This is a genomic window from Stenotrophomonas sp. SORGH_AS_0321, assembly GCF_031453215.1.
Taxonomy (GTDB): Bacteria; Pseudomonadota; Gammaproteobacteria; order Xanthomonadales; family Xanthomonadaceae; genus Stenotrophomonas; species Stenotrophomonas chelatiphaga.
In genome coordinates this window covers 262,211-282,665 of record NZ_JAVIZG010000001.1, presented here as the reverse complement: position 1 = coordinate 282,665, position 20,455 = coordinate 262,211, and the positions used below count along the sequence as shown (strand labels likewise).

Below are 20,455 nucleotides of genomic sequence, written 5' to 3'. Positions count from 1 at the left end.
AGAATCACGCCCAGAAGATGCATGGGCCGCCTGCCTGTGCCGGAGCGTTGATGTGAAATCGATCTGGACGACGATGCTGTTGGGCGTGGCGATCGCCCTGCCCCACCACGCGCGTGCTGCTGATACCAGCGAAGGGGCGTTGTATGCGGTCAATGCGGCTGCACTGGCGGCGGCCATCACCCATTGCACGGCGCGCCATGGCGAGCTGCAGCAGGGGTCACCGGGTGCGGCGTGTTTCGTCCGCGCGCGCGGGATCCTGGGGACGTTCGGGTTGAAGCAGCGTTCGACCGAGGTGGCGGCGCGGTGCAAGGATCCGGCGCAGTTCAATACGTGTTTGACGCCTGAGATTGCGCGGATGACGCATGCGTTGAATCAGGAATTCGCCAAGAGCGGGATTTGATGGCAAGCGAGTGACGACCAACGGTCGTCACTCACCAGGAGCAGGACGGCCAGCGGCCGTCACTACCGGGACATGGCGTTGACGGCCAGCGGCCGTCACTACCGGTGCGGTCAGCGTGAGCCGCTGACGGCGATTTCCACGCGGCGGTCCGGGGCCAGGCAGGCCACCAGTGCGCGGTGTGCCAGCGAATCGGCACAGTCACGCGTTACCGGCTCGGCTTCGCCGCGGCCTTCGGCACGGATGCTGCCTGCGGCCACGCCGTGGCTTGCCAGTACGCCGCGCACGGTGTCCGCGCGTGCCTGCGACAGGCGCTGGTTGCTCTCATCGCTGCCGATGCGGTCGGTATGCCCGACCACCGTCACCTGGCTGTCCTTGGCGGCACTGATTTCGGCGGCGATGCGCTTCAGTTCGGCGCTGCCGTCCGGCTTGATGTCGGCCACGCCGGAGCGCCCGAACGCGAACAGGGCATCGGCCGACAGCGAGAAACGCGCCACGCCGTCAGCGGCCGCGGCAGGGGCCACCGGCGGGGCCGGCGGGTTAAGCACATCGGCGCAGGATGCCGGTGCCCAATGGAACGACTGGCCGCGCTTTTCGTCGTCGAACTGCACCTGGTACTGGCAGCTCACCACGCCTTCGGGCGTGCGGAAGTGGAACAGGTAGTTCCAGGCCTTCGGCGCGAAGCCTTCGCTGAAGTGCGGGCGGCCCAGCAGGTGGTACAGCTGCTCCTTGGTGACACCCGGGCCGATGCTGCGCAGGTTGGCCACGTTCGGGAAGGTGCCTTCCTTCAACACGATGCGGTCGGGATCCGGGAAGCTCACTTCACCGGTGCCCTGCTTGGCGGCGTGGGTGCTGCAGGCAGCCAGGGCCAGGACCAGCGCGGCCGTTGCCGCAGCTTTGAAACGGTTTGCGATATTCATCAAACAATCCTTCGAATTCGAATGGGATACGGCGTGGGAAGCGGGGCCAGCGCATGGCCGGCCCCGTTCCCCCGGGTCAGGACGACATCACCACTGCAGGCCGGCGCCGACCGAGAAGCCCCAGTCGCGCATGGTGTTGCCGCTGGCCTGGGCCTTGTAGACCCAGCGGCCGTTGTCGGTGATGCCGGACAGGCCCAGCGCCATGCCGTACTCGCTCTGGTAGCCACCGAAGGCCATCGACAACATGCTCTTGCCCGGCAGGTAAGCCTGCGGCAGGCCGGCCATCGCCATCGCCGCGGCAGTCGCGCTGCGGTAGCCACGGTCCAGCTGCCACAGGTCGTCTTCCACCTTGCCGATGCGCGCATCGGTGTACTGGTTGGCCGAGGTGATGGCCTGGTTGACGCCTGCGGTGAGCTGGTTGACGTTGGTCGCATCGGTGCCGGCGATACCGGCCGCAACGCCGGTCAACGTACGGCCGCCGATGTTGACCTCACCGGTGGAGGTGCTGCTGCCCACGTACGCGGCGTTGTAGCCGGTCTGTGCGCCCACCGTGGTCTTCGAGCCCTGGCCCAGCGCCACGCTGTTGTCGTGGCTGGCAACGGCACCCTGGCCGATGGCGGTGCTGTTGGCGCCGCTGGCCACGGCCTGGTTGCCCAGTGCCGTGCTGTTGGTGCCCGACGCCACCGCGCCGTTGCCACCGGCCACCGCGTTCTGGCCGGTGGGCAGCGGCTTGACCAGGTCACCGGTCTGGCTGACCTGGAACATGCCGTCGGCACCGTATTCGATGTCGGTGACCTTGGCGGCGGTGGTGTCCGCGACCTGGTTGGAGTTGCGGATATCGCCCTCGATCGTGCTCATGCGGCCGTCCAGGTTGGTGATGTCGCCCTGGATATCCACCACGTCGTTGCGGATGTCGGTGATGTCGCCACGGATGTCGATGAGGTCGCCTTCGATGGTGGTGACGCGGTTGTCGATGCCGTCGATACGGGTGTTCACCGTGCCGATCTGGGTATCGGTGTACTGCTTGGAGTCGCCCACCGCGCTGGCAACGCCGGCGTTGAGCTGGCTGACGTTGACCGCATCGGTCGCCGCCGAGCCGGCTGCCACGCCGGTGACCTGGCGGCCACCGAGGTTCATTTCACCGGTCGAGCTGGAATTGCCGACATAGGCACCCTGGTAGTTCGCCTGCGCGCCCACCGTGGTGGCCGAACCGGCACCCATCGCGATGCTGTTGCCATGGCTGGCTAACGCGCCGCTGCCGAAGGCCAGGCTGTTCACTGCCTGCGCAGTCGCACCTGCACCGAGTGCCAGGCTGCCGGTGCCGGCGGCCACTGCGCCCACGCCCATGGCAACGGCCTGGTCGCCTTCAGCTTCAGCATCGCGGCCCGCGGCGATCGCATCGGCACCGGTCGCACCATCGTTGGCTTCATTGCCGCCACCGGTGGAGTTGACGCTGTAGTAGCGGGTACGACCGGCTTCGATGGCATCGCCCATCTGGTCCAGGTTGACCGCATCGGTGCCATCCACGCCCGCAGCGACGTTCGTGATGCGGCTGCCGCCGGCGTCGATCCCGGCGCTGGTGATGCTCGGGCCACCGACCAGGGTCAGGCCGTTGTTGTTCAGCAGGGTGTTGCCGATGACCACGCTGCCCGTGCTGCCCAGGTCCAGGTTCTGCTTCAGGGTGATCGCCACCACGCCGGCATCGTCCGCGCCGGTCTGGGCCACGTCCAGGTTGCTGTCACCGGTGAAGGTGACCTTGCCGTTCGGGCCGATGTTGGCGGTGTTGCCACCCGCATCGGTGACGTTCCAGCCGGCGTTGGCGACATCGCTGACCTGCTTGAGCTGGTCTTCGCTGGCAGCCTGGCCACTGGTGATGTTGGCCGGATCGAAGGTCTTGTTGCTCAGCCCGCCGATGGTGCCGGTGGCGCCGTTGAGCAGCAGCGTGTTCGCGCCGCCGACGGTGATTGCCGTTGCACCGACGTTGCTGCTGTAGGTGCCATCGCTGACCGCCAGGCTGCCCGCGCGCAGCACGCTGGACGAGGTGCCGTCGTTGACTGCCACGCCAGCGTTGTCGACCACCGTATTGCCGGTGGTGATGCTGCCGGTGCTGCCCAGGTCCAGGTTCTGCTTCAGGGTGATCGCCACCACGCCGGCATCGTCCGCACCGGTCTGGGCCACGTCCAGATTGCTGTCACCGGTAAAGGTGACCTTGCCGTTCGGGCCGATGTTGGCGCTGTTGCCGTTGGCATCGGCCACGTTCCAGCCGGCGTTTGCCACGTCGCTGACCTGCTTGAGCTGGTCTTCGCTGGCGGCCTGGCCGCTGGTGATGTTGGCCGGATCGAAGGTCTTGTTGCTCAGCCCGCCGATGGTGCCGGTGGCGCCGTTGAGCACCAGCGTGTTCGCACCGCCCACGGTGATCGCCGTTGCACCGATGCGGGTGGTGCTGGTGCCATCGGTAACGGACAGGCCGTTGGTATCCAGCGTGGTGTTGCCGGCGGTCACGCTGCCGTTGGCACCCAGGTCGATGTCATCGGCCAGGCCGAAGGCCACATCGTTGCTGCCGGTGGTCTTGCTCAGCACGACGTTGCCGTCGGCCGAACGCAGGTCCACGCTGCTGCCGGTGGCGCTGGTCGAAGACACTTTCGATCCGTTCTGGCCATCGGCGCTGATGTCCCAGCCGGCGCTGACGGTCTGGCTGACCGCGGCCAACTGGTCTTCACTGGCGGCGCGGCCGCTGGTGAAGTTGCCGGCGTCGAAGGTCTTGTTGGTCAAGCCGGTGACGGTACCGCCGGCACCATTGACCACGATCGGGCTGGCACCGCCAACCACCACGCTGGTGGCGCCGACCGTGGTGGCACCGACGGCATTGCCGACCGTGAGGCCATCGACGGTGGTGCTGGCGAATGCAGTGCCGTTGTTGACCGCCACGCCGTTGTTGTTGACCAGCGTATTGCCGGTGGTGACGCTGCCGGTGCTGCCCAGGTCGATCTGCTTCTTCAGCGCGATGCCGACCACGCCGGCATCGTCGGCGCCGGTCTGCGCAACGTCCAGGTTGTCGTCACCGGTGAAGGTCACCTGGCCGTTCGGGCTGATGTTGGCGGTGTTGCCGTTGGCATCGGTAACGTTCCAGCCGGCATTGGCCAGGTTGCTGACCTGCAGCAGCTGGTCTTCGCTGGCGGCCTGGCCGCTGACGATGTTGGCCGGGTCGAAGGTCTTGTTGCTCAGGCCCTTGACCGTGCCGGCCATGCCGTCGACGACCACCGGATTGGTGCCACCCACCTGCAGGTTGGTGGTGTTCAGCTGGCTGGTGTGGGCGCCATCGAACACGGCCACGTTGCCCGCCGTGACGGCGGTGAAGCGGGTGCCATCGCTCAGCAGGGCAATGCCTGCACCGACCATCGTGCTGCCCATGCCATTGTTGATCTGCACGCCGTTGTTGTCGACCACCGTGCCGCCGGTGGTGACGCTGCCGGCGGTGCCCAGGTCGATCTGCTTCTTCAGCGCGATGCCGACCACGCCGGCATCGTCCGCGCCGGTCTGCGCAACGTCCAGGTTGGCGTCACCGGTGAAGGTGACCTGGCCGTTCGGACCGATGTTGGCGGCATTGCCGCCTGCATCGGTGACGGTCCAGCCAGCGTTGGCGACGTTGCTGACCTGCAGCAGCTGGTCTTCACTGGCGGCACGGCCGCTGGTGATGCTGGCCGGATTGAAGGTCTTGTTGGTCAGGCCGGTGACGGTGCCGCTGGTGCCATCGACCAGCAGCGGATTGGCACCGCCGACGGCCACGCTGGTGGCCCCGATGAGGGTCGTGTTGCCACCCGCGCCGACTGCCACGTTGCCTGCGGTGACGGTGGTAGCGGCGCTGCCATCGCGCACCACCGACGAACCGGCGTTGGTGATGTTGGACAGGGTGCCGTCGGTGATCGCGACGCCGGCGTTGTCGACCCGCGTGTTGCCGGTCTTCAGGCTGCCGTCGACGCCCAGGTCGATGTCTTCGGCGAGTTTGAACTCGACGGTGTTGCTGTCGGTGGTCTTGGTCACCGCCAGGTTGTTGTTGGCCGAACGCAGATCCATCGTGCTGCCAATGGTGCTGGTCGGGCCGACGTTGGTGGCGTTGGCGCCCTGCGCGGTCAGGTTGATGCCGCTGGCCGCACGGGCCAGTGCGCTGCCCACCGTCGTGTAGGTGTTGCTGCCCAGCTGGAAGCTGGTGACCACTTGGTGCGCGCCGCTGTTGTAGAAGGAGTTGCCACCCAGGCCGCTGGCGATGCTGCCGCCCACGCTGTCCAGGTTGGTGCCCAGTGCGGTCACGGCACGGTTGGTGGCGAACAGCTGGCTGCCATTGATGGCATCGGTGCTGGTGCCACTGATGCGACCGGCCGCCACGTTGGTGATGGTGCGCTTGATGGTGTCGGTGCCGACGCTGACCGTGCTGCCGGGGGTGGTACCGGCGAAGGCATAGTTGACGTTGTCGACGGTCGCGTTGGCAGTGCCTACCGCTGCTGCCGTCACCGAGTTGTGGCCCAGTGCCACGGCGTCGGCTTCGGCGGCAATCGCATCACGGCCGAAGGCGATGGCATCCGGGCCACTGGCACGGCTGCCGCGACCCAGTGCGAAGGCATCAGCGCCGCTGGCCTGCGCGTTGAAGCCGGCTGCGAAGCTGTTGACCGCCGTTGCCTGGCTGGTGGCGCCAACGGCGACGGCGTACTGCGCCGTTGCCGACGCCCCCGTGCCGGATGCGATGGCGGATTCGGCGGTAGCACGCGCATTGGTGCCGGTGGCATGTGCCGACACGCCGGTGGACGACGCATTGGTACCCACGGCATAGGCCGATGCCGCACTGGCGCTGGCGCCGTTACCCAGCGCGGTAGCGCTGTTCTGGACAGCCTGCGCGCCGTTGCCGATGGCCACTGCATTGATGTTGTTGGCAACGTCTGCAGGCAGCGGGTTGGCAATACCGGCGACCGCGCCCCTGCCCAGTGCGACACCATTTACTGCATAACCCCGCGAATCGGTGCCCGAGGCGATGGCATCCACACCGGACGCCTGCGCGTCGGTACCGCTGGCCTGCGAGCGAAGGCCGCTGGCGCGCGCCCGCGTACCTTCGGCCATCGCGTCGATCCCGGTGGCATGGGCGTCGTAGCCCTGGGCCACCGCACGTTCTTCCGATGCCAGCGCGCTGCGGCCCATGGCGATGCCATCGTCGGCAGACACTTCTGCCTCGGTGCCGATGACGATCGCGTTGTTGACCGTGGCAACCGGCGACTTCGGATCGGCCTGCGCATCGGTGCCGATGGTGATGGAATTGTTGCCGCTGCTGACCGCCCGATCACCGATCGCGATGCCCGAACGACCGTACGCGTAGCTCTCATTGCCGACCACGGTGGATGCCACGCCCAGTGCGTTGACATCACTGCCGATGGCGACCGCGCTGGCAGCCTGCGCGCGCGTGCGGTAACCCAGCGCCAGTGCTTCGTTGCCGGTCGCATCGGCCTGCGGGCCGATCGCGGTGGCATTGCTGCCGGTGGCACCGGCGTTGTCGCGGTTGGCTGCATCGGTGGACTTGATGCTGACGTACTTGCTGCTGTTGTTGGCAACGGTTTCGTTCAGCTGGGTCAGGTTGACCGCATCAGTGCCCAGCACGCCAGCGTTGATGTTGCTGATGCCGCCGCCCGCGTTGCGTACCACTGCATTCGCCGGCAGGGTGCTGACGGTGCCGTTGGTGACCGCACCCAGCGCTTCGGTTACGGTATTGAACTTGAATTCGTTGTTGTTGGTGTCGCGCACCGTGATCTGCGAGAAATTGCCAGTCGCGGGATCCACGCTGACCTCGCCGCCGATCAGGTTGGCGACGGTCTGCTGGGTCGCGCGCAGCTGCCCGACGTTGACGGCGTCATAGCGCTGCGCGCCATCGGCCACGTTGACGATGCGCCGCTGGGCGCCAGCCGACGTATTGCCGACCGACACCACGTTGGACGTCGGCGCGGTTCCGGTCAGGTAGCCGTTACCGACCAGGTCGCTGTTGCGTGCTTCGGAGGCAAAGCCGAGTGCCACGTTGCCGTTTTCGGCCACCGTGTTGCGGCCCAGTGCCACGCCATGCGCACCCGCATTGCTTTCGGTACCCACGGCTACCGCGCCGACGCCCTGCGCCGTGGCGCCGTAGCCGAAGGCGGTGGCGTCGCTGTCCGCGCTGGCGCCGCTACCCACGGCGACTGATCGCTCGCGGTTGCCAACGCCGTTGTTGGCCTGGTAGCCGATGGCCACGTTGAAGTCGCCGGTGAGGCCGGAACCGGCCTGGCTGCCGATGGCGATGTTCTGGTCACCGGTGACATTCGCGCCGGCCTGGAAGCCGATCGCGGTGGTCTGGTTGCCGGCCACGTTGGTGCCTGCGCCGGTGCCGATGGCGATGTGCGAAGTGCGGTCACCTGCAGCGTTGCCCAGCGTGCCCACACCGGCGCCGCTGCCCAGCGAGATGCTGTCGGGGGTTTCTGCTTCTGCGGCGTTGCCGGCTGCGATGGCGCTGCCGCCGCTTGCCGTGGCCTGGCCCAGTGCGATGCTGTTGGCGCCCAGCGCCTGGGCGTCGGTGCCGACGGCCGTGGCCTGGGTCGCCGTCACGCGTGCGTTGACGCCGATGGCGACGGCTTCGATCGCGGTCATTCCTTCGGCACGCGCGTTGCTGCCGATGGCGATGCTGTCGGTGGCGTATTCGGAGTTCACGCTCGCCGCATTACCGATCACGATGCTGCTGTCGGCCTTGGTCGACGCATCCATGCCGATGGCGATGGCGGCGTTTGCAGGTGCCACCTGCACGCCGTCGACGTGGGCGCGGGTGCCGATGACGATGGCATCGTCGGCGTAACGCGTGCCGATCGTGGCCTGGTCACCCAGCACCACACTGCGTGCGGCATCGGTGTTGGCCCCACGGCCCATGGCGATGGCGGCCTCTGCGGTGAGGTCGGTGTTGGCGCCATCACCTGCGGCGATGCTGTGGTAGCCCTCGGCAATCGTGTTCGGACCGATGGCAACCGACTGGCCACCCAGCGCCTGTGAATCGGCGGCTGCGGAGTTCGCGTGGAAGTACTTCACGCCGGCGCCGACCGTGTACAGCTCATCGCGCAGCGAGTAGATCTGGCCGCCGTTGACGGCTTCGGTGCTGGTCGCGGTGATCGCGCCATTGGCCACGCCGGTGACCACGCGGTTGCCGGCGTTGATGCCGGTGGTGGTCACGCTGGGACCGTTGGTGATGCGCAGGCCGGTGTTGTCGACCGTGGTCGCGCCGGTGGTGACGCTGCCGGTCGCGCCCAGGTTGAGGTTCGGGTTGAGCGCCACGCGCACCGCGCCGTTGTCATCGGTGCCGGTCTGGGTGAGCGTGATGTTGCTGTCGCCCTGGAAGGTCACCGTGCCGCCCGGGCCGATGTTGGCGCTGCTGCCGCCAACGGCCACGTTCCAGCCGGCATTGGCCGAATCGCTCACCACCTTGAGCTGTTCTTCGGTGGCTGCGCGGCCGGCGGTGTAGCTGCCGTTGGCATTCCACGTGCGGTTGGACAGGCCACGCAGTTCGTTGGTGCCGGCGTCCATCACCAGGCTGCCCACGCTGATCGCGTTGGCGCCGATGGCAACGGCCGCGCCCACGCGCAGGCCTTCATTGTCCAGTACGGTCTGGCCGGCGGTCACCGAGCCATCCGGGCCGAGGTCCATGTCCTGCGCATGTGCGCCCATCGAAGCCATTGCCAGGGCAACGCCCAGCGCCAGGCGCGCATGCGCACCACCGCGCTGGGTGCCCACTGCACCGACCGTGGCGCCGCCGCCGTCACTGCTGGCGAGTTCCGAGGCGACCACGATCCGGCCGAGCGCTTTGTTCCAGATCTTCCGGTAAATCTTGTTCATTGAAGGTTCTCTACGGGAGTGACGAAGTCGACGGCCCGCTGCTGGTGGCCGCACATGAGGGCGGCCGCCGCTGCACGTGGCAGCTGCGGTCCGCAGGAGCGCGCCAGCTGGCGGGCTGACCGGTGATCGGTTGGGGAACAGCAGCGGATTGCGTGGTGGGAACCACGCGCGCACAGGAAATCGACAGGCCCGCAGGGCCCGTGCACGGCAGATTCAAGGCGAAGCAAACCACCGCCCGCGCTTGCGCGCGACGTCAGGTACTGCGACATACAGAATTGCCCCTGTACGACCCGAACGGGTCGTTACCGTTCACCAGGCCAGGGGCTGTTTGAGAGTGCGGGGGCCGGCGTTCGCGCGGGGGCGAAAGCCAGATTCCTTGGCACCTGATCAACCATCCACTGGTCTACCGAACAACGCAATCCTAACAATGTGTGATTGACGTCGTCAATAAAGTGAGTGGTCCGTCACACTAAAGTCGTATCGGAGGGCGGCGCGCTACAGTGGGGACTCCCCGCTACTGTCACTGCCGATGCGAATCCGACAGGTCACCCTTCCCGTATCCGACCCCGCCAGCGTCGCGCACTACTTCCGCGACGTCCTGCAGTTGCGTGTGGAGGAAAACCAGGTGGTGATCGGCTGGAGCAGCATCACGCTCGTTCCCGACGCCGGGCGACCCCTCGGTGGCGTGCACCTGGCCTTCAACGTGCCGCACAACCGCTTCGGCGAGGCAATGTCGTGGCTGCGCGCACGCACCCCGTTGCAACGCTCGCCCGATGGCAAGGACTACTTCGCACTGCAGAGCCACTGGCAATCACAGTCGGTGTATTTCACCGGACCCGATGGCCTGATTCTGGAGTTGATTGGACGCAGGCGCCTTCCCGCTTCAACGCGTGCCGGCCCCTTCGATGGCAGCGAGATCACCTGCCTGAGCGAGGTCGGCCTGCCGGTTGCCGATGTGCCTTAGATGCAGCAGTTGCTTGCCGACACGCTTGCGCTGGCACCGCTGTCCGAGCCCACCCCTGTCTTCGCGCCGATGGGCGACGACGAAGGCCTGCTGATCGTGGTCGATGCGGCGCGGCACTGGTTCCCCGAACAGGTGGACCTGCCCAACGCACAGGGAATCGTGGTGAGGATCGAGACCCCTGGCGACGCGGCCGACGTAGGCGATGCGGATCACGGCTGGCGCGTGCGCAGCACGTCGGCCACCGCATAAAACAAGGCCCCGCAGGTGCGGGGCCTCGTCTCTTCAGCGTAGGGCATCAACTCATTCTTCTTCTTCGTTGGTGCCCTGCTGCTGGTTCTTGTTCTTCTGCTGATCCTGCTGCTGTTGCTGCTGCTGGCCTTTCTGGTCCTGCTGGCCCTGCTGGTTCTGCTGACCCTGCTGACCCTGCTGGTTCTTCTGGTCCTGGTTCTGCTGATTCTGCTGGTTAGCCATCTGGATGACTCCGTAAAGCCGCATGCGGAATGCCGCGGTCATGGCCATCCTCTGCAGGCATTGGTTAACCATGCGTGCGTATCTGTGGAGGACGGCATCACGCGCCTGCCGCAGGGCCTTGGAACAGGGTTGAAAGCCTTGTGGGACAAGCACCTTAAGAGTTCATGCGGGGAATGCATGTGTTCATGGCGCGGTGTGCTTTGGGCTATTCATGCGGGGCCCGGATCGTGACGTTCCGATGACGATTGCCCAGCAGCGTGGCGACCAACGGTCGCCACCCACCACCAACGGTCGTCACCTACCGATGCCGGAAGGCGCGGGTCAGGGCATGACCGGCGGCACGTATTCCAGGGTCATGCCCAGCAGCCACAACAGGCCCAGCACCAGCGGGATGTGCACCAGCAGCTGGATGAAGGTGAAGCCCACGATGTCGCGCGCCTTCAAGCCGAGCACGCCCAGCAGCGGCAGCATCCAGAACGGGTTGATCAGGTTGGGCAGCGCTTCGGCTGCGTTGTAGACCTGCACTGCCCAGCCCAGGTGCGCCTGCAGTTCGTTCGCTGCCTGCATGACATACGGCGCTTCGATGATCCACTTGCCGCCACCGGACGGCACGAAGAAGCCGAGCACCGCCGAATAGACGCCCATAACCAGCGCAAAGGTATCCGTGCTGGCAATGTGCACGAACACGGTGGAAAGACGATGCGCCAGGGTCTCACCGTCGGCGCCGGCGGCATGGGTGAGGATCATCGCGATGCCGCCGTACAGCGGGAACTGGATCAGCACGCCGGTGGTGCTCGGCACGGCCTTGGCCACCGCGTTGAGGAAGCTGCGCGGGCGCCAGTGCAGCAGCAGGCCCAGCGAGATGAAGAGGAAGTTGTAGGTGTTGAGGTTGGCGATGGCGCTGACCACCGGCTTGCTGGCGAACTCATTGGCCAGCCAGCCGAAGGCCAGCAGCGAAAGCAGCACGGTCAGCAGCGGGCTGTATTCCAGCCATTCGCCGGGGCGCGTACGCGGCTGCAGCGGTTCGGCCTCGGCCTGGGCGGCGCCCTGGAAATCAGCGGCAACGCGGGCGGTGGCCTCGCGCGGGGCGGTGAACCAGGCCACCAGCAGCGACACCACGATCAGGGCGGCGGTCAGCACGATCGACTGCCACAGGAAGATGGTTTCGGTGAACGGCAGCACGCCGGTGATCTCCACCAGGCCCGGCGGCATGCTGGCCGGGTTCGCCTGCAGCTGCGCGGCCGATGAGCTCAGGCCCATCGCCCACACCGCGCCCAGGCCAAGGTAGGCCGATGCGCCAGCGGCGCGGTAATCCATGCGCAGGTCTTCGCGGCGCGCCAGCGCACGCACCAGCAGGCCGCCGAACACCAGCGAGAAGCCCCAGCTGAGCAGCGAGGCCAGCATGCTGACCAGGCCTACGTACACCACCGCGCCCCTGCCGGTCTTCGGCGCGCGGGCAAGGAAATCGATGAGGCGCGCGACGATCGGCGCGGTGGCCAGTGCGTAGCCGCCGATGACCACGAAGGCCATCTGCATGGTGAAGGGAATCAGGCTCCAGAAGCCGTTGCCGAAGCTCTCCGCGGTGGCCTGCGGGGTCGCGCCGAAGCCGATGGCGGTGACCGCCACGATGACCACGCCCAGCACCGCGAACACATAGGCATCCGGGAACCACTTCTCCGCCCAGGCCGCCGAACGCAGCGCCGCGCGCGCCATCCAGCCATCCCGTACCACCGCCGTGCTGGCCATCGCCTTACCCTCCCCAAGGTTGATGGAGGGATTGTGCGGGCCCGCGCCGGACCTGTCTGCACCCTATTGGTAGTAACCCCGGTAGTGACGGCCGGCCCTGGTGGGTGACGACCGTTGCAGGCTGTGTAACAAGTCCGGGCCCGGTCGAGCTACGCGAGATCTGGACCTCCGGCAGACATGCAACTATGCAGATCTCGCGTAGCAGGGCGAAAAATGGCGACAATTTCGCCATCGGCCGACAAGGTCGGACTTGTTACACAGCCTGCGTTGGTCGTCACGCCGTTGCCCTGATAGTGACGGCCGCGGGCCGTCATGCCGTTGCGCCGGTAGTGACGGCCGCTGGCCGTCATGCTCTTGCAGCGCTTCCCGCTGCGCTCGCCGAGCATGGCTCGGCGCTACCGCTGCCCCGCCCCCTCAGCGCAGCGCCATCGCCACCGCGATCCCCACGAACAGCGCCGCCCCCACCCAGTTGTTGTGCAGGAACGCCTTGAAGCACGGATCGCGCTCGCGGTTGCGGCACAGCCAGAACTCATACGCGACCAGCGCCGCCGCCACGCCCACCGAAACGAAGTAGTACCCCCCCAGCTCCGCCCGCACGCCCACCAGCGTCATCGCCGCCAGGAACAGCGCATACAACACGCCCTGGATCACCAGATCCAGATCGCCGAACAGGATGGCCGTGGAGTGCGAGCCCATCTTCAGGTCGTCATCGCGGTCCACCATGGCGTACCAGGTGTCATACGCGGTGGACCACAGGATGTTGCCCACGTACAGCAGCCACGCCAGCGCAGGCACCTCACCCTGCACGGCCGCGAAGGCCATTGGAATACCCCAACCGAAGGCCATGCCCAGATACACCTGCGGCAGGTGCGTATAGCGCTTCAGGTACGGGTAGCTGGCCGCCAGGAAGATACCGACGAAGCTCAGCGCTACGGTCAGCCAGTTCAAGGTAAGCACCAGCGCGAACGCCACCAGCATCAGCACCGCGAACAGGACCAGCGCGTGCCGGCCGCGTACCGCACCGCTGGCCAGCGGACGGTCCTTGGTGCGCTTGACGTGGGGGTCCAGCCAGCGGTCGGCGTAGTCATTGATCACGCAGCCCGCCGAACGGGTCAACCAGACCCCAGCGGTGAACACGAACAGCGTCCACAACGGCGGCAACCCGCCCGAGGCCAGCCACAGGGCCCACCAGGTGGGCCACAGCAGCAGCAACGTGCCGATCGGGCGATCGGCGCGCATCAGTTTCCAGTAGTGCCGCCAGCGCGGCGTCGCGTCCCCGGAGGGAGCGTGAATGGGAGCATGTGACATGGGGAAATGATACTCCCGCCGGGCCTTGGCGCATGCCTGTTGCACATCGCTGTAGTACGATCCCCACGCACGCAGCAAGCCCTGGTCCGCCGTACGGACACGCGCCGCCGCTGGTTTTGCACCGCCGTCTCCCCCCTCGCAGTACGCAATTGATACGAAGGATCTCCCGCAATGAAGATTGCCGTGGCCGGTACAGGATATGTCGGCCTGTCCAATGCAGTCCTGCTGGCACAACATCACCAGGTGGTCGCCTTTGATATCAACGCTTCGCGCGTCGAGAAGATCAATGCACGACAGGCGCCGATCGAAGACCGCGAGATCGAAGATTTCTTCGCCAACAGGACGCTGGATCTCGTTGCCACGCTGGATCGACGCGAAGCCTACGAGGGTGCGACGTTCGTCATCATCGCCACGCCGACCGACTACGATCCACAGACCAATTATTTCAATACCAGCTCGGTGGAGTCGGTGATCCGCGATGTCCTGGAGGTTAATCCAGATGCGGTCATGGTGATCAAATCCACGGTTCCGGTCGGCTGCACGACCGAGCTGCGCGCACGCTATGGCACCAGCAACATCCTTTTCTCGCCGGAGTTCCTGCGCGAAGGCAAAGCGCTGTACGACAACCTGCACCCCAGCCGCATCATCGTCGGCGAGCGCTCCGAGCGCGCCGAGATCTTTGCAGGCCTGCTGCAGGAAGGCGCCATCCGCAAGGACGTGCCGACGCTGTTCACCGATGCGACGGAGGCAGAGGCGATCAAGCTGTTTGCCAATACCTACCTGGCCATGCGCGTTGCCTACTTCAACGAGCTTGACACCTACGCCGCCACCGCCGGCATGGACACGCGCCAGATCATCGAAGGCGTGAGCCTGGACCCGCGCATCGGCGGGCACTACAACAATCCCTCGTTCGGCTACGGCGGCTACTGCCTGCCGAAGGACACCAAGCAGCTGCTGGCCAACTACAGCAACGTGCCGCAGAACCTGATCAATGCGATCGTGGATGCCAACCGGACGCGCAAGGACTTCGTCGCCGATGAGGTGATCCGCCGCGGGCCCAGGACAGTGGGCATCTACCGCCTGGTCATGAAGGCCGGGTCGGACAACTTCCGTGCATCGGCCATCCAGGGGGTCATGAAGCGGATCAAGGCGAAGGGCATCGACGTCATTGTGTACGAGCCGGTTCTGGACGAGGCGACGTTCTTCGGATCGCGGGTGGAGACCGACCTTGAGGCCTTCAAGCGCGAAGCGGATGTCATCGTCGCCAACCGCATGACCGAGGATCTGGAGAGCGTGATCGACAAGGTCTATACCCGAGATCTGTTCGGCGCCGACTGATCCTGTACGCCCTGCCGGGAACCCCTTCCAACGCGGCAGGGTTCCCCCGTGGCGGACGAAAACTGCAGACTTATTGGAAAGAAGTGGCTAGAATGCCGCCTCAGCGACCTGCACAGGTCGCCCTGTGCGGCCGACACGTTGCCCGTCGCGCCTGTACACTATGCTGCAATCATGCGCTCGTAGCTCAGCCGGATAGAGTAGTGGCTTCCGAAGCCATTGGTCGGGGGTTCGAATCCCTCCGGGCGCACCATCTCCCTCGCTTGCCCCCACCGTCCCAGGCACCTCGCCCGGACGCCGCGAACGGGCCCGCTGAAGGCCTGTTCAGCCACGGCAGCGACGCTTCACACCCTCTCCAACTCCCCTGCGACAGCATCGGCCTCCCACGGGCGCCTGCCCGCCTGCAGAGGAGTAGCATCGATGAACATCCTGCGTACCCCGCTTGCCCGGTCCCTGGCCGTAGCTGTCGCCTTCGCCATGGCCGTCCCCGCTTTCGCCGCACCGGCGGACAAGTGGAACGTCGAGCTCAAGGGCCGTTCCAAGGTCGATGGCGAGATCACCCTCGCGGTGAGGCCGGAAGCCGGTGAAGCCACCAACGTCGCCATCGCCATTCCGGCGGCCACCAACCATGAGGCGGCTGCGGTGTTGATCTCAAATGCGCTGTCCAAGGAGTTCGGTACGGGTGTCTATGCCATCAAGACCGATGACCTTGACGAGGTAGAGATCAAGGCTGTCAACGGCAACCGCGATTTCGATGTGATGGTCGTACGTAACACCGCGGACGGTCTGGAGCTCAAGCTCGACCGCGATTGATGCCGAGGGCCCCCGCATCACGCGGGGGCCTGCCTTGAACCGCTGGCGCATTCCGCATCACGGCGCACCCGGGCGCGTCGCCTTCAGCTGCCGCCCCGTTCCCGCACTCCGTGCGCTGCACAGGCCGTCTGCAGCAGCCAAAACTGCAACTTTGCCCATGTACGCAGGGGCGCGCGACTGATTGGATGGTCCCGCTGGCGACGAAGAGCGCCAGCCGGGATTCGCATCCTGAATATGGAGTTGTCCTTTGGACTCTGTTTTGCCCTCTGGGCACGGCGGAGAATGCACTGCATCGCGCACCGGTCACACGGCGGGCGATGCGTGGGGATCCCTGATCCGCCGGTTTTTTAGGCAACTCCAGCCGGTATGCGAACCCGCATCGCCTGCCACCTGACGCTTCGGCGCAGGTGGCCTCACGCTTTGCGAGGTTCACCATGGATACGCCGAATGAATCGAAATCCCCCCTGAGCGCGAAGCGTCTGTACGCGCTGATGGGCGACATGTGGGGGACTGAATGACGCCCTATGAGCAGGCAAGGGCCGATCTGGCCAACCACCGTGCGGCCGATATGGCCGACTACCTGGACACCCGCCTGCACATGAGCCACTACGACGAGAGCACGTTCGCCCGCTCGTTGCTGCTGGTATCCGAACTGCACGGCATGAGCTTCGTCGCTCACGCCTGCGGGCTCGACAGCGACGCGATGCGCCGGCAGCTGAACAGAACCCGCCCGTTGTATTTCGACAGCGTGCTGGGCGTGACACATGCGTTGGGCATCCAGCTGCGGCTGGAAGCATCTGCCTGATCGCACCGCGTGCTGGCGGTTTCCATGGGGCTCTGGCCTGTATCCGCAGCTTGGCCATTCAAGCTGGTTCGACGCGGGTCGTCAGCCCGCGTTGGGCCACATGACGGGCGCATCAAACGCTGCTCACCCGCAGTGGACTCGCACTTGTCCAAGGTGGTCCCCAACGGCACGGCATCTGTCCCGCCGTTCCAAACGACCACTCACACGGAGCACTATCTATGAGCACCCAGTCCAAGATCGAACACAGCCTCAACGACCTGATCGAGATCGCACGTGATGGTCAGAAGTTCTACAGCGAAGCCGCGACCAAGGTGAAGGACGCCGAGCTGGCTGCCCTGTTCACCCGCATCGCCGGCAGCAAGGCCGACATCGTCACCTCGCTGAGCGCGACCGTCGCCGCTACCGGTGGTGAGCCGGCAGAGCACGGCACCTTCGTCGGTTCGGTGCAGAAGATGTACGGCAACATCCGCGCCACCCTGGGCGACACCCAGTACGGCTACGTGGCCGAGCTGGAAGAGTCCGAAGATCGCCTGCTGAAGGCCTTCAAGGACGTGCTGACCGACAACGACGTGCCGGCCCCGGTGCGCACCGAAGTCACCCGCCTGCTGCCGGAAGTGCAGGAGACCCATGCGGTCATGCGCGCCCGCAAGCATGCGATGAAGTCGTAAGACTTCAGCAAGCAGCTTTCTGATAGCCGACGCTGCCTGGCAGCGTCGGCTTTTTTGTGGGTGATTTACCGCCCCTGCCCCATCACGGCACCCGCGCGCATACCCAGGCATTGACCTGCTGGCAGCCGGCCTTGCGCAGCGCTTCGGTACACGCATGCAACGTGCTGCCGGTGGTCATCACATCGTCCACCAGCACCACCGCCTGCGGTACCTCACCCACGACACCGAATGCGCCATCCAGGTTGTGCCGACGCGCATCGGCATTGCGCTCGGACTGCGGTGCGGTGGCGCGGATCCGTCGCAGGCCTCTCCAGCGCGGTGCGCCGATCAGGCGGGCCAGCTCCGCCGCCTGGTCGTAGCCGCGTTGGCGCAGGCGGCTGGGGTGGAGAGGCACGGCCACCAGCGGCGCCAGTGCCCATGGCGGTGGGTTGAGGGCCATCAGGTTGGCCAGCAAGCGTCCTGCGGCGAGGTCGGAATGGAATTTGTAGCGCAGCAGCAGGCCGGACACGGGGTCTTCGTAGCGCAGGCTGGCCCAGCAGGCATCCAGCGGTGGTGGGGATTCTTCGCAGCGGAAGCAGAGCGCATCTGCGTCTTCGTGCAAGGGAAGTGCACAGCGCGCGCAGCCGTCGCTGTGCCAGGGGAGGGTCAGGCTGCAGGCACCGCAGAGTTCGTGGCCGCGTTCGCCGGGGTCGGCGCAGATCTGGCAGACCGGGGGCAGCAGGCTGCACAGCAGGCCGTTGGCCAGGGTGCGGAAGGTGGGCAGCGGCATGATGGGGATCAGGATGCGGCTGGTGGAGGGTGTCTGCTATCGGGCGATGGCGCGAGGTGGCTGGGGTTATGGCGTGCCTGTGACGACCAACGGTCGTCACCCACCGGGGGCGGCTGGATGACGGCCAGCGGCCGTCACTACCCTTACGGACGGCCAGCGGCCGTCACTACCCTCACGGACGGCCAGCGGCCGTCACTACCGTGCTCGCGACCAGCGGTCGTCACTACCGACCGGCGGTGGGGCGGGCTCACGGACCCGTTGGCGATGGTTTTGCTACGCTAGCCGCCCGTTCATCCGTAGTGCGCCCCGATGGCCCGTCCTGATCTGTTCGAGCGAATCCAGACCCTGCGCAGCAGCGCGGACAGCCTGCGTTCGGTTGCGCTGGTGCAGGCCGTGGGCCGCCGCGATGGCGTCCGTGTGGAGGTGGATGGCCATACGCTGACCAGCTTCCGCGGCAGCGATTACCTCGGCTTGGCGCAGCAGTTCGGCGTGGTCAACGCGCTGCAGGATGCCGTCGCGCGTGAAGGCGTCAACGGCGGCGCCGCACCCGCCGCCGGTGGCCGCCATGCGCTGCACCAGGCGCTGGAATCCGAAGCCGCCGAGTGGCTGGGCCATCCGCGCGCGTTGTTGTTCAGCAGTGCCTACCTGGCCAACCTCGCCGTGCAGCAGGTGCTGCTGTGCGAAGACGGCGACGTCTGCGCGCAGGACCAGCTCAACCATCCCAGCCTGCTTGATGCCACGGCATTGGCCGGTGCGCGCCTGCGCCGCTACCCGCACCTGGATACCGAGGGGGCGATGCGCCAGCTCAAGCATGCCGCCGAAGGCGCGGCGATGCTGGCGACCGATGCCGTGTTCTGCATCGATGGCGACAGTGCGCCGCTGCGTTCGTTGACGCTGGTCGCGCGCATGCAGCAGGCGCTGCTGTGCGTGGACGATACGCATGGCATCGGCGTGATCGGCGATGGCGGCCGTGGCAGCGTGTCGGCCGCCGGACTGGGCACCGCCGAGGTGCCGTTGCAGGTGTTCGCGCTGGATGCCGCGCTCGGTGGCTCCGGCGCGCTGGTGGTCGGTGATGCCGCACTGCTCGAGCATCTGGCCGCCACCGCGCGTCCCTATCTGTATTCCCCCGCGCTGTCGCCGGCATTGGCGGCGGCATCGCTGGAAGCGCTGCGCCTGGCGCGCCGCGATGACTGGCGCCGCGAGAAGCTGGTTGAACTGGTTGGCGTGTTCCGCAGCGCCGCGCGCGGTCACGGCCTGGGCCTGATGGCTGCCGAAACCCCGATCCAGTCGCTGTCCTTCGCCACCGACCAGCAGGCCATGGCGCTGGCGCAGAATCTGCAGCAGGCCGGCATGTGGGTCGGCACCGTCGCGGCCGGGCTGACCGGCGATGGTGCCGCGCGCGTGCGCGTCAGCCTGTCCGCCCTGCATGTGCCCGCGCAGGTGCAGGCCCTGGTGGATGCGATCGCGCGTGCGCGCGATGGCCTGCATGCCGGCACCTTGCTGCCGGCCGCTGCGCTGGCCTGATTCAGCACATGCATATCGCGGTAAGCGGTAGCGGCCCCGCGCTGGTCCTGATCCATGGCTGGGCACTGCAGGGTGATGTCTTCGCGCCGCTGGTGGAACGCCTTTCCGGCCAGTTCACCGTGCACGTGGTGGATCTGCCCGGCCATGGCCGCAGCCGCGACGATGCCACCCCGCTGGAATGCGAACCGGTGGTGGCTGCCATTGCCGCGGCCACGCCGCCGGCGGTGTGGTGCGGGTGGTCGCTGGGCGGCCTGTTCGCGCTGCATGCCGCCGCCACCCGGCCGCAGGTGCAGGGGCTGGTGATGCTGGCCTCGTCGCCCCGCTTCGTGCGTGATGACAGCTGGCCGCATGCGGTGCCGGCACCGGTGTTCGCGCAGTTCGCGCGTGACCTGGCCGACGACTTTCCGGCCACCGTGGATCGCTTCCTTGCACTGGACCTGATGAACACAGACCCGGCACGCGCCGATCTGCGCGGCTTGCGCCAACACCTGCTGGACGCCGGCGCGCCGGACCCGCGCGTGCTGGAAGAAGGCGCGCGGCTGCTGCAGTCGGCAGACCTGCGCGCTGTGTTGCCGTCGTTGCGCACGCCCAGCCTGTGGTTGCCCGGCCACCGCGATCGTCTGGTACCACCGGCCGCCGCACATGCCGCGGCGGCATCGTGCCCGGCCGATTCGGCGAGCGCGCAGACCATCGCCCATGGCGGCCATGCGCCGTTCCTCGGCCAGGCCGACGAGGTTGCCGCGCAGCTGCAACACTTCATCACGGCGCAGGTAGTGACGGCCGCTGGCCGTCAAACCACAATGCCGTAGTGACGGCCGCTGGCGGCCGATCGACAATGCTGGATTGACGGC

Annotated in this window: 13 protein-coding genes, 1 tRNA gene and 1 pseudogene; 9 read left to right on the top strand and 6 right to left on the bottom strand. The window is 66.7% G+C overall.

The window, feature by feature from the left end; translation table 11 throughout:
- The first annotated feature begins 73 nt into the window (after nucleotides 1–73).
- Complete coding sequence (locus tag QE373_RS01185; protein WP_309682643.1) at nucleotides 74–400, top strand: hypothetical protein; 327 nt, start codon at nucleotides 74–76, stop codon at nucleotides 398–400.
- Nucleotides 401–510: 110 nt separating this feature from the next.
- On the opposite strand, the gene QE373_RS01180 is transcribed toward QE373_RS01185, so the two are convergent.
- Together QE373_RS01180 and QE373_RS01175 are read right to left on the bottom strand one after the other, a co-directional pair.
- The gene (locus QE373_RS01180; protein WP_309682641.1) at nucleotides 511–1,317 is read right to left on the bottom strand and encodes an OmpA family protein; all 807 of its coding nucleotides are present in this window, start codon (nucleotides 1,315–1,317) and stop codon (nucleotides 511–513) included.
- 87 nt (nucleotides 1,318–1,404) lie between these two features.
- The gene (locus QE373_RS01175; protein ID WP_309682637.1) at nucleotides 1,405–9,201 is read right to left on the bottom strand and encodes a YadA-like family protein; all 7,797 of its coding nucleotides are present in this window, start codon (nucleotides 9,199–9,201) and stop codon (nucleotides 1,405–1,407) included.
- A gap of 529 nt (nucleotides 9,202–9,730) precedes the next feature.
- On the opposite strand from QE373_RS01175, the pseudogene QE373_RS01170 reads away from it, so the two are divergent.
- Nucleotides 9,731–10,414 (top strand): annotated as a pseudogene (locus tag QE373_RS01170) (VOC family protein).
- 51 nt (nucleotides 10,415–10,465) lie between these two features.
- On the opposite strand, the gene QE373_RS01165 reads toward QE373_RS01170, so the two are convergent.
- The 3 genes from QE373_RS01165 to ubiA form a co-directional block, all read right to left on the bottom strand.
- Nucleotides 10,466–10,636: a hypothetical protein gene (locus QE373_RS01165; RefSeq protein ID WP_170184009.1), complete on the bottom strand. Its 171-nt coding sequence runs from the start codon at nucleotides 10,634–10,636 to the stop codon at nucleotides 10,466–10,468.
- A 321-nt stretch (nucleotides 10,637–10,957) separates the two neighbouring features.
- Nucleotides 10,958–12,382, bottom strand: coding sequence for a TIGR00366 family protein (locus tag QE373_RS01160; RefSeq protein ID WP_309682632.1), 1,425 nt, complete (start codon nucleotides 12,380–12,382; stop codon nucleotides 10,958–10,960).
- Nucleotides 12,383–12,796: 414 nt separating this feature from the next.
- The gene (gene ubiA, locus QE373_RS01155; RefSeq protein ID WP_309682628.1) at nucleotides 12,797–13,690 is read right to left on the bottom strand and encodes a 4-hydroxybenzoate octaprenyltransferase; all 894 of its coding nucleotides are present in this window, start codon (nucleotides 13,688–13,690) and stop codon (nucleotides 12,797–12,799) included.
- A gap of 171 nt (nucleotides 13,691–13,861) precedes the next feature.
- Here ubiA and QE373_RS01150 point away from each other — a divergent pair, with 171 nt between their 5' ends.
- From QE373_RS01150 to QE373_RS01130, 5 genes are all read left to right on the top strand, one after another.
- Nucleotides 13,862–15,028 (top strand): nucleotide sugar dehydrogenase, encoded by a 1,167-nt coding sequence (locus QE373_RS01150; RefSeq protein WP_309682625.1) that lies wholly within the window; start codon nucleotides 13,862–13,864, stop codon nucleotides 15,026–15,028.
- A gap of 173 nt (nucleotides 15,029–15,201) precedes the next feature.
- Nucleotides 15,202–15,278 (top strand) — tRNA-Arg (locus tag QE373_RS01145).
- A gap of 167 nt (nucleotides 15,279–15,445) precedes the next feature.
- Nucleotides 15,446–15,838 carry a hypothetical protein gene (locus QE373_RS01140; RefSeq protein WP_309682622.1) on the top strand — a complete coding sequence of 131 codons (393 nt, stop codon included), beginning with the start codon at nucleotides 15,446–15,448 and terminating at the stop codon, nucleotides 15,836–15,838.
- A 514-nt stretch (nucleotides 15,839–16,352) separates the two neighbouring features.
- Nucleotides 16,353–16,643 carry a hypothetical protein gene (locus QE373_RS01135; RefSeq protein WP_309682619.1) on the top strand — a complete coding sequence of 97 codons (291 nt, stop codon included), beginning with the start codon at nucleotides 16,353–16,355 and terminating at the stop codon, nucleotides 16,641–16,643.
- Nucleotides 16,644–16,861: 218 nt separating this feature from the next.
- Nucleotides 16,862–17,311 carry a PA2169 family four-helix-bundle protein gene (locus QE373_RS01130; RefSeq protein WP_123700137.1) on the top strand — a complete coding sequence of 150 codons (450 nt, stop codon included), beginning with the start codon at nucleotides 16,862–16,864 and terminating at the stop codon, nucleotides 17,309–17,311.
- 82 nt (nucleotides 17,312–17,393) lie between these two features.
- On the opposite strand, the gene QE373_RS01125 is transcribed toward QE373_RS01130, so the two are convergent.
- The gene (locus tag QE373_RS01125) at nucleotides 17,394–18,080 is read right to left on the bottom strand and encodes a ComF family protein (protein WP_309682615.1); all 687 of its coding nucleotides are present in this window, start codon (nucleotides 18,078–18,080) and stop codon (nucleotides 17,394–17,396) included.
- Nucleotides 18,081–18,389: 309 nt separating this feature from the next.
- Between QE373_RS01125 and QE373_RS01120 the strand changes: the two genes are divergently transcribed.
- Complete coding sequence (locus QE373_RS01120; RefSeq protein WP_309682612.1) at nucleotides 18,390–19,604, top strand: aminotransferase class I/II-fold pyridoxal phosphate-dependent enzyme; 1,215 nt, start codon at nucleotides 18,390–18,392, stop codon at nucleotides 19,602–19,604.
- A gap of 8 nt (nucleotides 19,605–19,612) precedes the next feature.
- The gene (gene bioH, locus QE373_RS01115; RefSeq protein ID WP_309682609.1) at nucleotides 19,613–20,413 is read left to right on the top strand and encodes a pimeloyl-ACP methyl ester esterase BioH; all 801 of its coding nucleotides are present in this window, start codon (nucleotides 19,613–19,615) and stop codon (nucleotides 20,411–20,413) included.
- Nucleotides 20,414–20,455: the final 42 nt, after the last annotated feature.

What these genes read in the sequence shown, in the direction of transcription:
- bioH (WP_309682609.1), top strand. Translation starts at nt 19,613, where the DNA reads ATGCATATCGCGGTAAGCGGTAGCGGCCCCGCGCTGGTCCTGATCCAT.
- QE373_RS01180 (WP_309682641.1), bottom strand. Translation starts at nt 1,317, where the DNA reads ATGAATATCGCAAACCGTTTCAAAGCTGCGGCAACGGCCGCGCTGGTC.
- QE373_RS01125 (WP_309682615.1), bottom strand. Translation starts at nt 18,080, where the DNA reads ATGCCGCTGCCCACCTTCCGCACCCTGGCCAACGGCCTGCTGTGCAGC.
- QE373_RS01185 (WP_309682643.1), top strand. Translation starts at nt 74, where the DNA reads ATGCTGTTGGGCGTGGCGATCGCCCTGCCCCACCACGCGCGTGCTGCT.
- ubiA (WP_309682628.1), bottom strand. Translation starts at nt 13,690, where the DNA reads ATGTCACATGCTCCCATTCACGCTCCCTCCGGGGACGCGACGCCGCGC.
- QE373_RS01135 (WP_309682619.1), top strand. Translation starts at nt 16,353, where the DNA reads ATGACGCCCTATGAGCAGGCAAGGGCCGATCTGGCCAACCACCGTGCG.
- QE373_RS01120 (WP_309682612.1), top strand. Translation starts at nt 18,390, where the DNA reads ATGGCCCGTCCTGATCTGTTCGAGCGAATCCAGACCCTGCGCAGCAGC.
- QE373_RS01150 (WP_309682625.1), top strand. Translation starts at nt 13,862, where the DNA reads ATGAAGATTGCCGTGGCCGGTACAGGATATGTCGGCCTGTCCAATGCA.
- QE373_RS01160 (WP_309682632.1), bottom strand. Translation starts at nt 12,382, where the DNA reads ATGGCCAGCACGGCGGTGGTACGGGATGGCTGGATGGCGCGCGCGGCG.
- QE373_RS01175 (WP_309682637.1), bottom strand. Translation starts at nt 9,201, where the DNA reads ATGAACAAGATTTACCGGAAGATCTGGAACAAAGCGCTCGGCCGGATC.
- QE373_RS01165 (WP_170184009.1), bottom strand. Translation starts at nt 10,636, where the DNA reads ATGGCTAACCAGCAGAATCAGCAGAACCAGGACCAGAAGAACCAGCAG.
- QE373_RS01130 (WP_123700137.1), top strand. Translation starts at nt 16,862, where the DNA reads ATGAGCACCCAGTCCAAGATCGAACACAGCCTCAACGACCTGATCGAG.
- QE373_RS01140 (WP_309682622.1), top strand. Translation starts at nt 15,446, where the DNA reads ATGAACATCCTGCGTACCCCGCTTGCCCGGTCCCTGGCCGTAGCTGTC.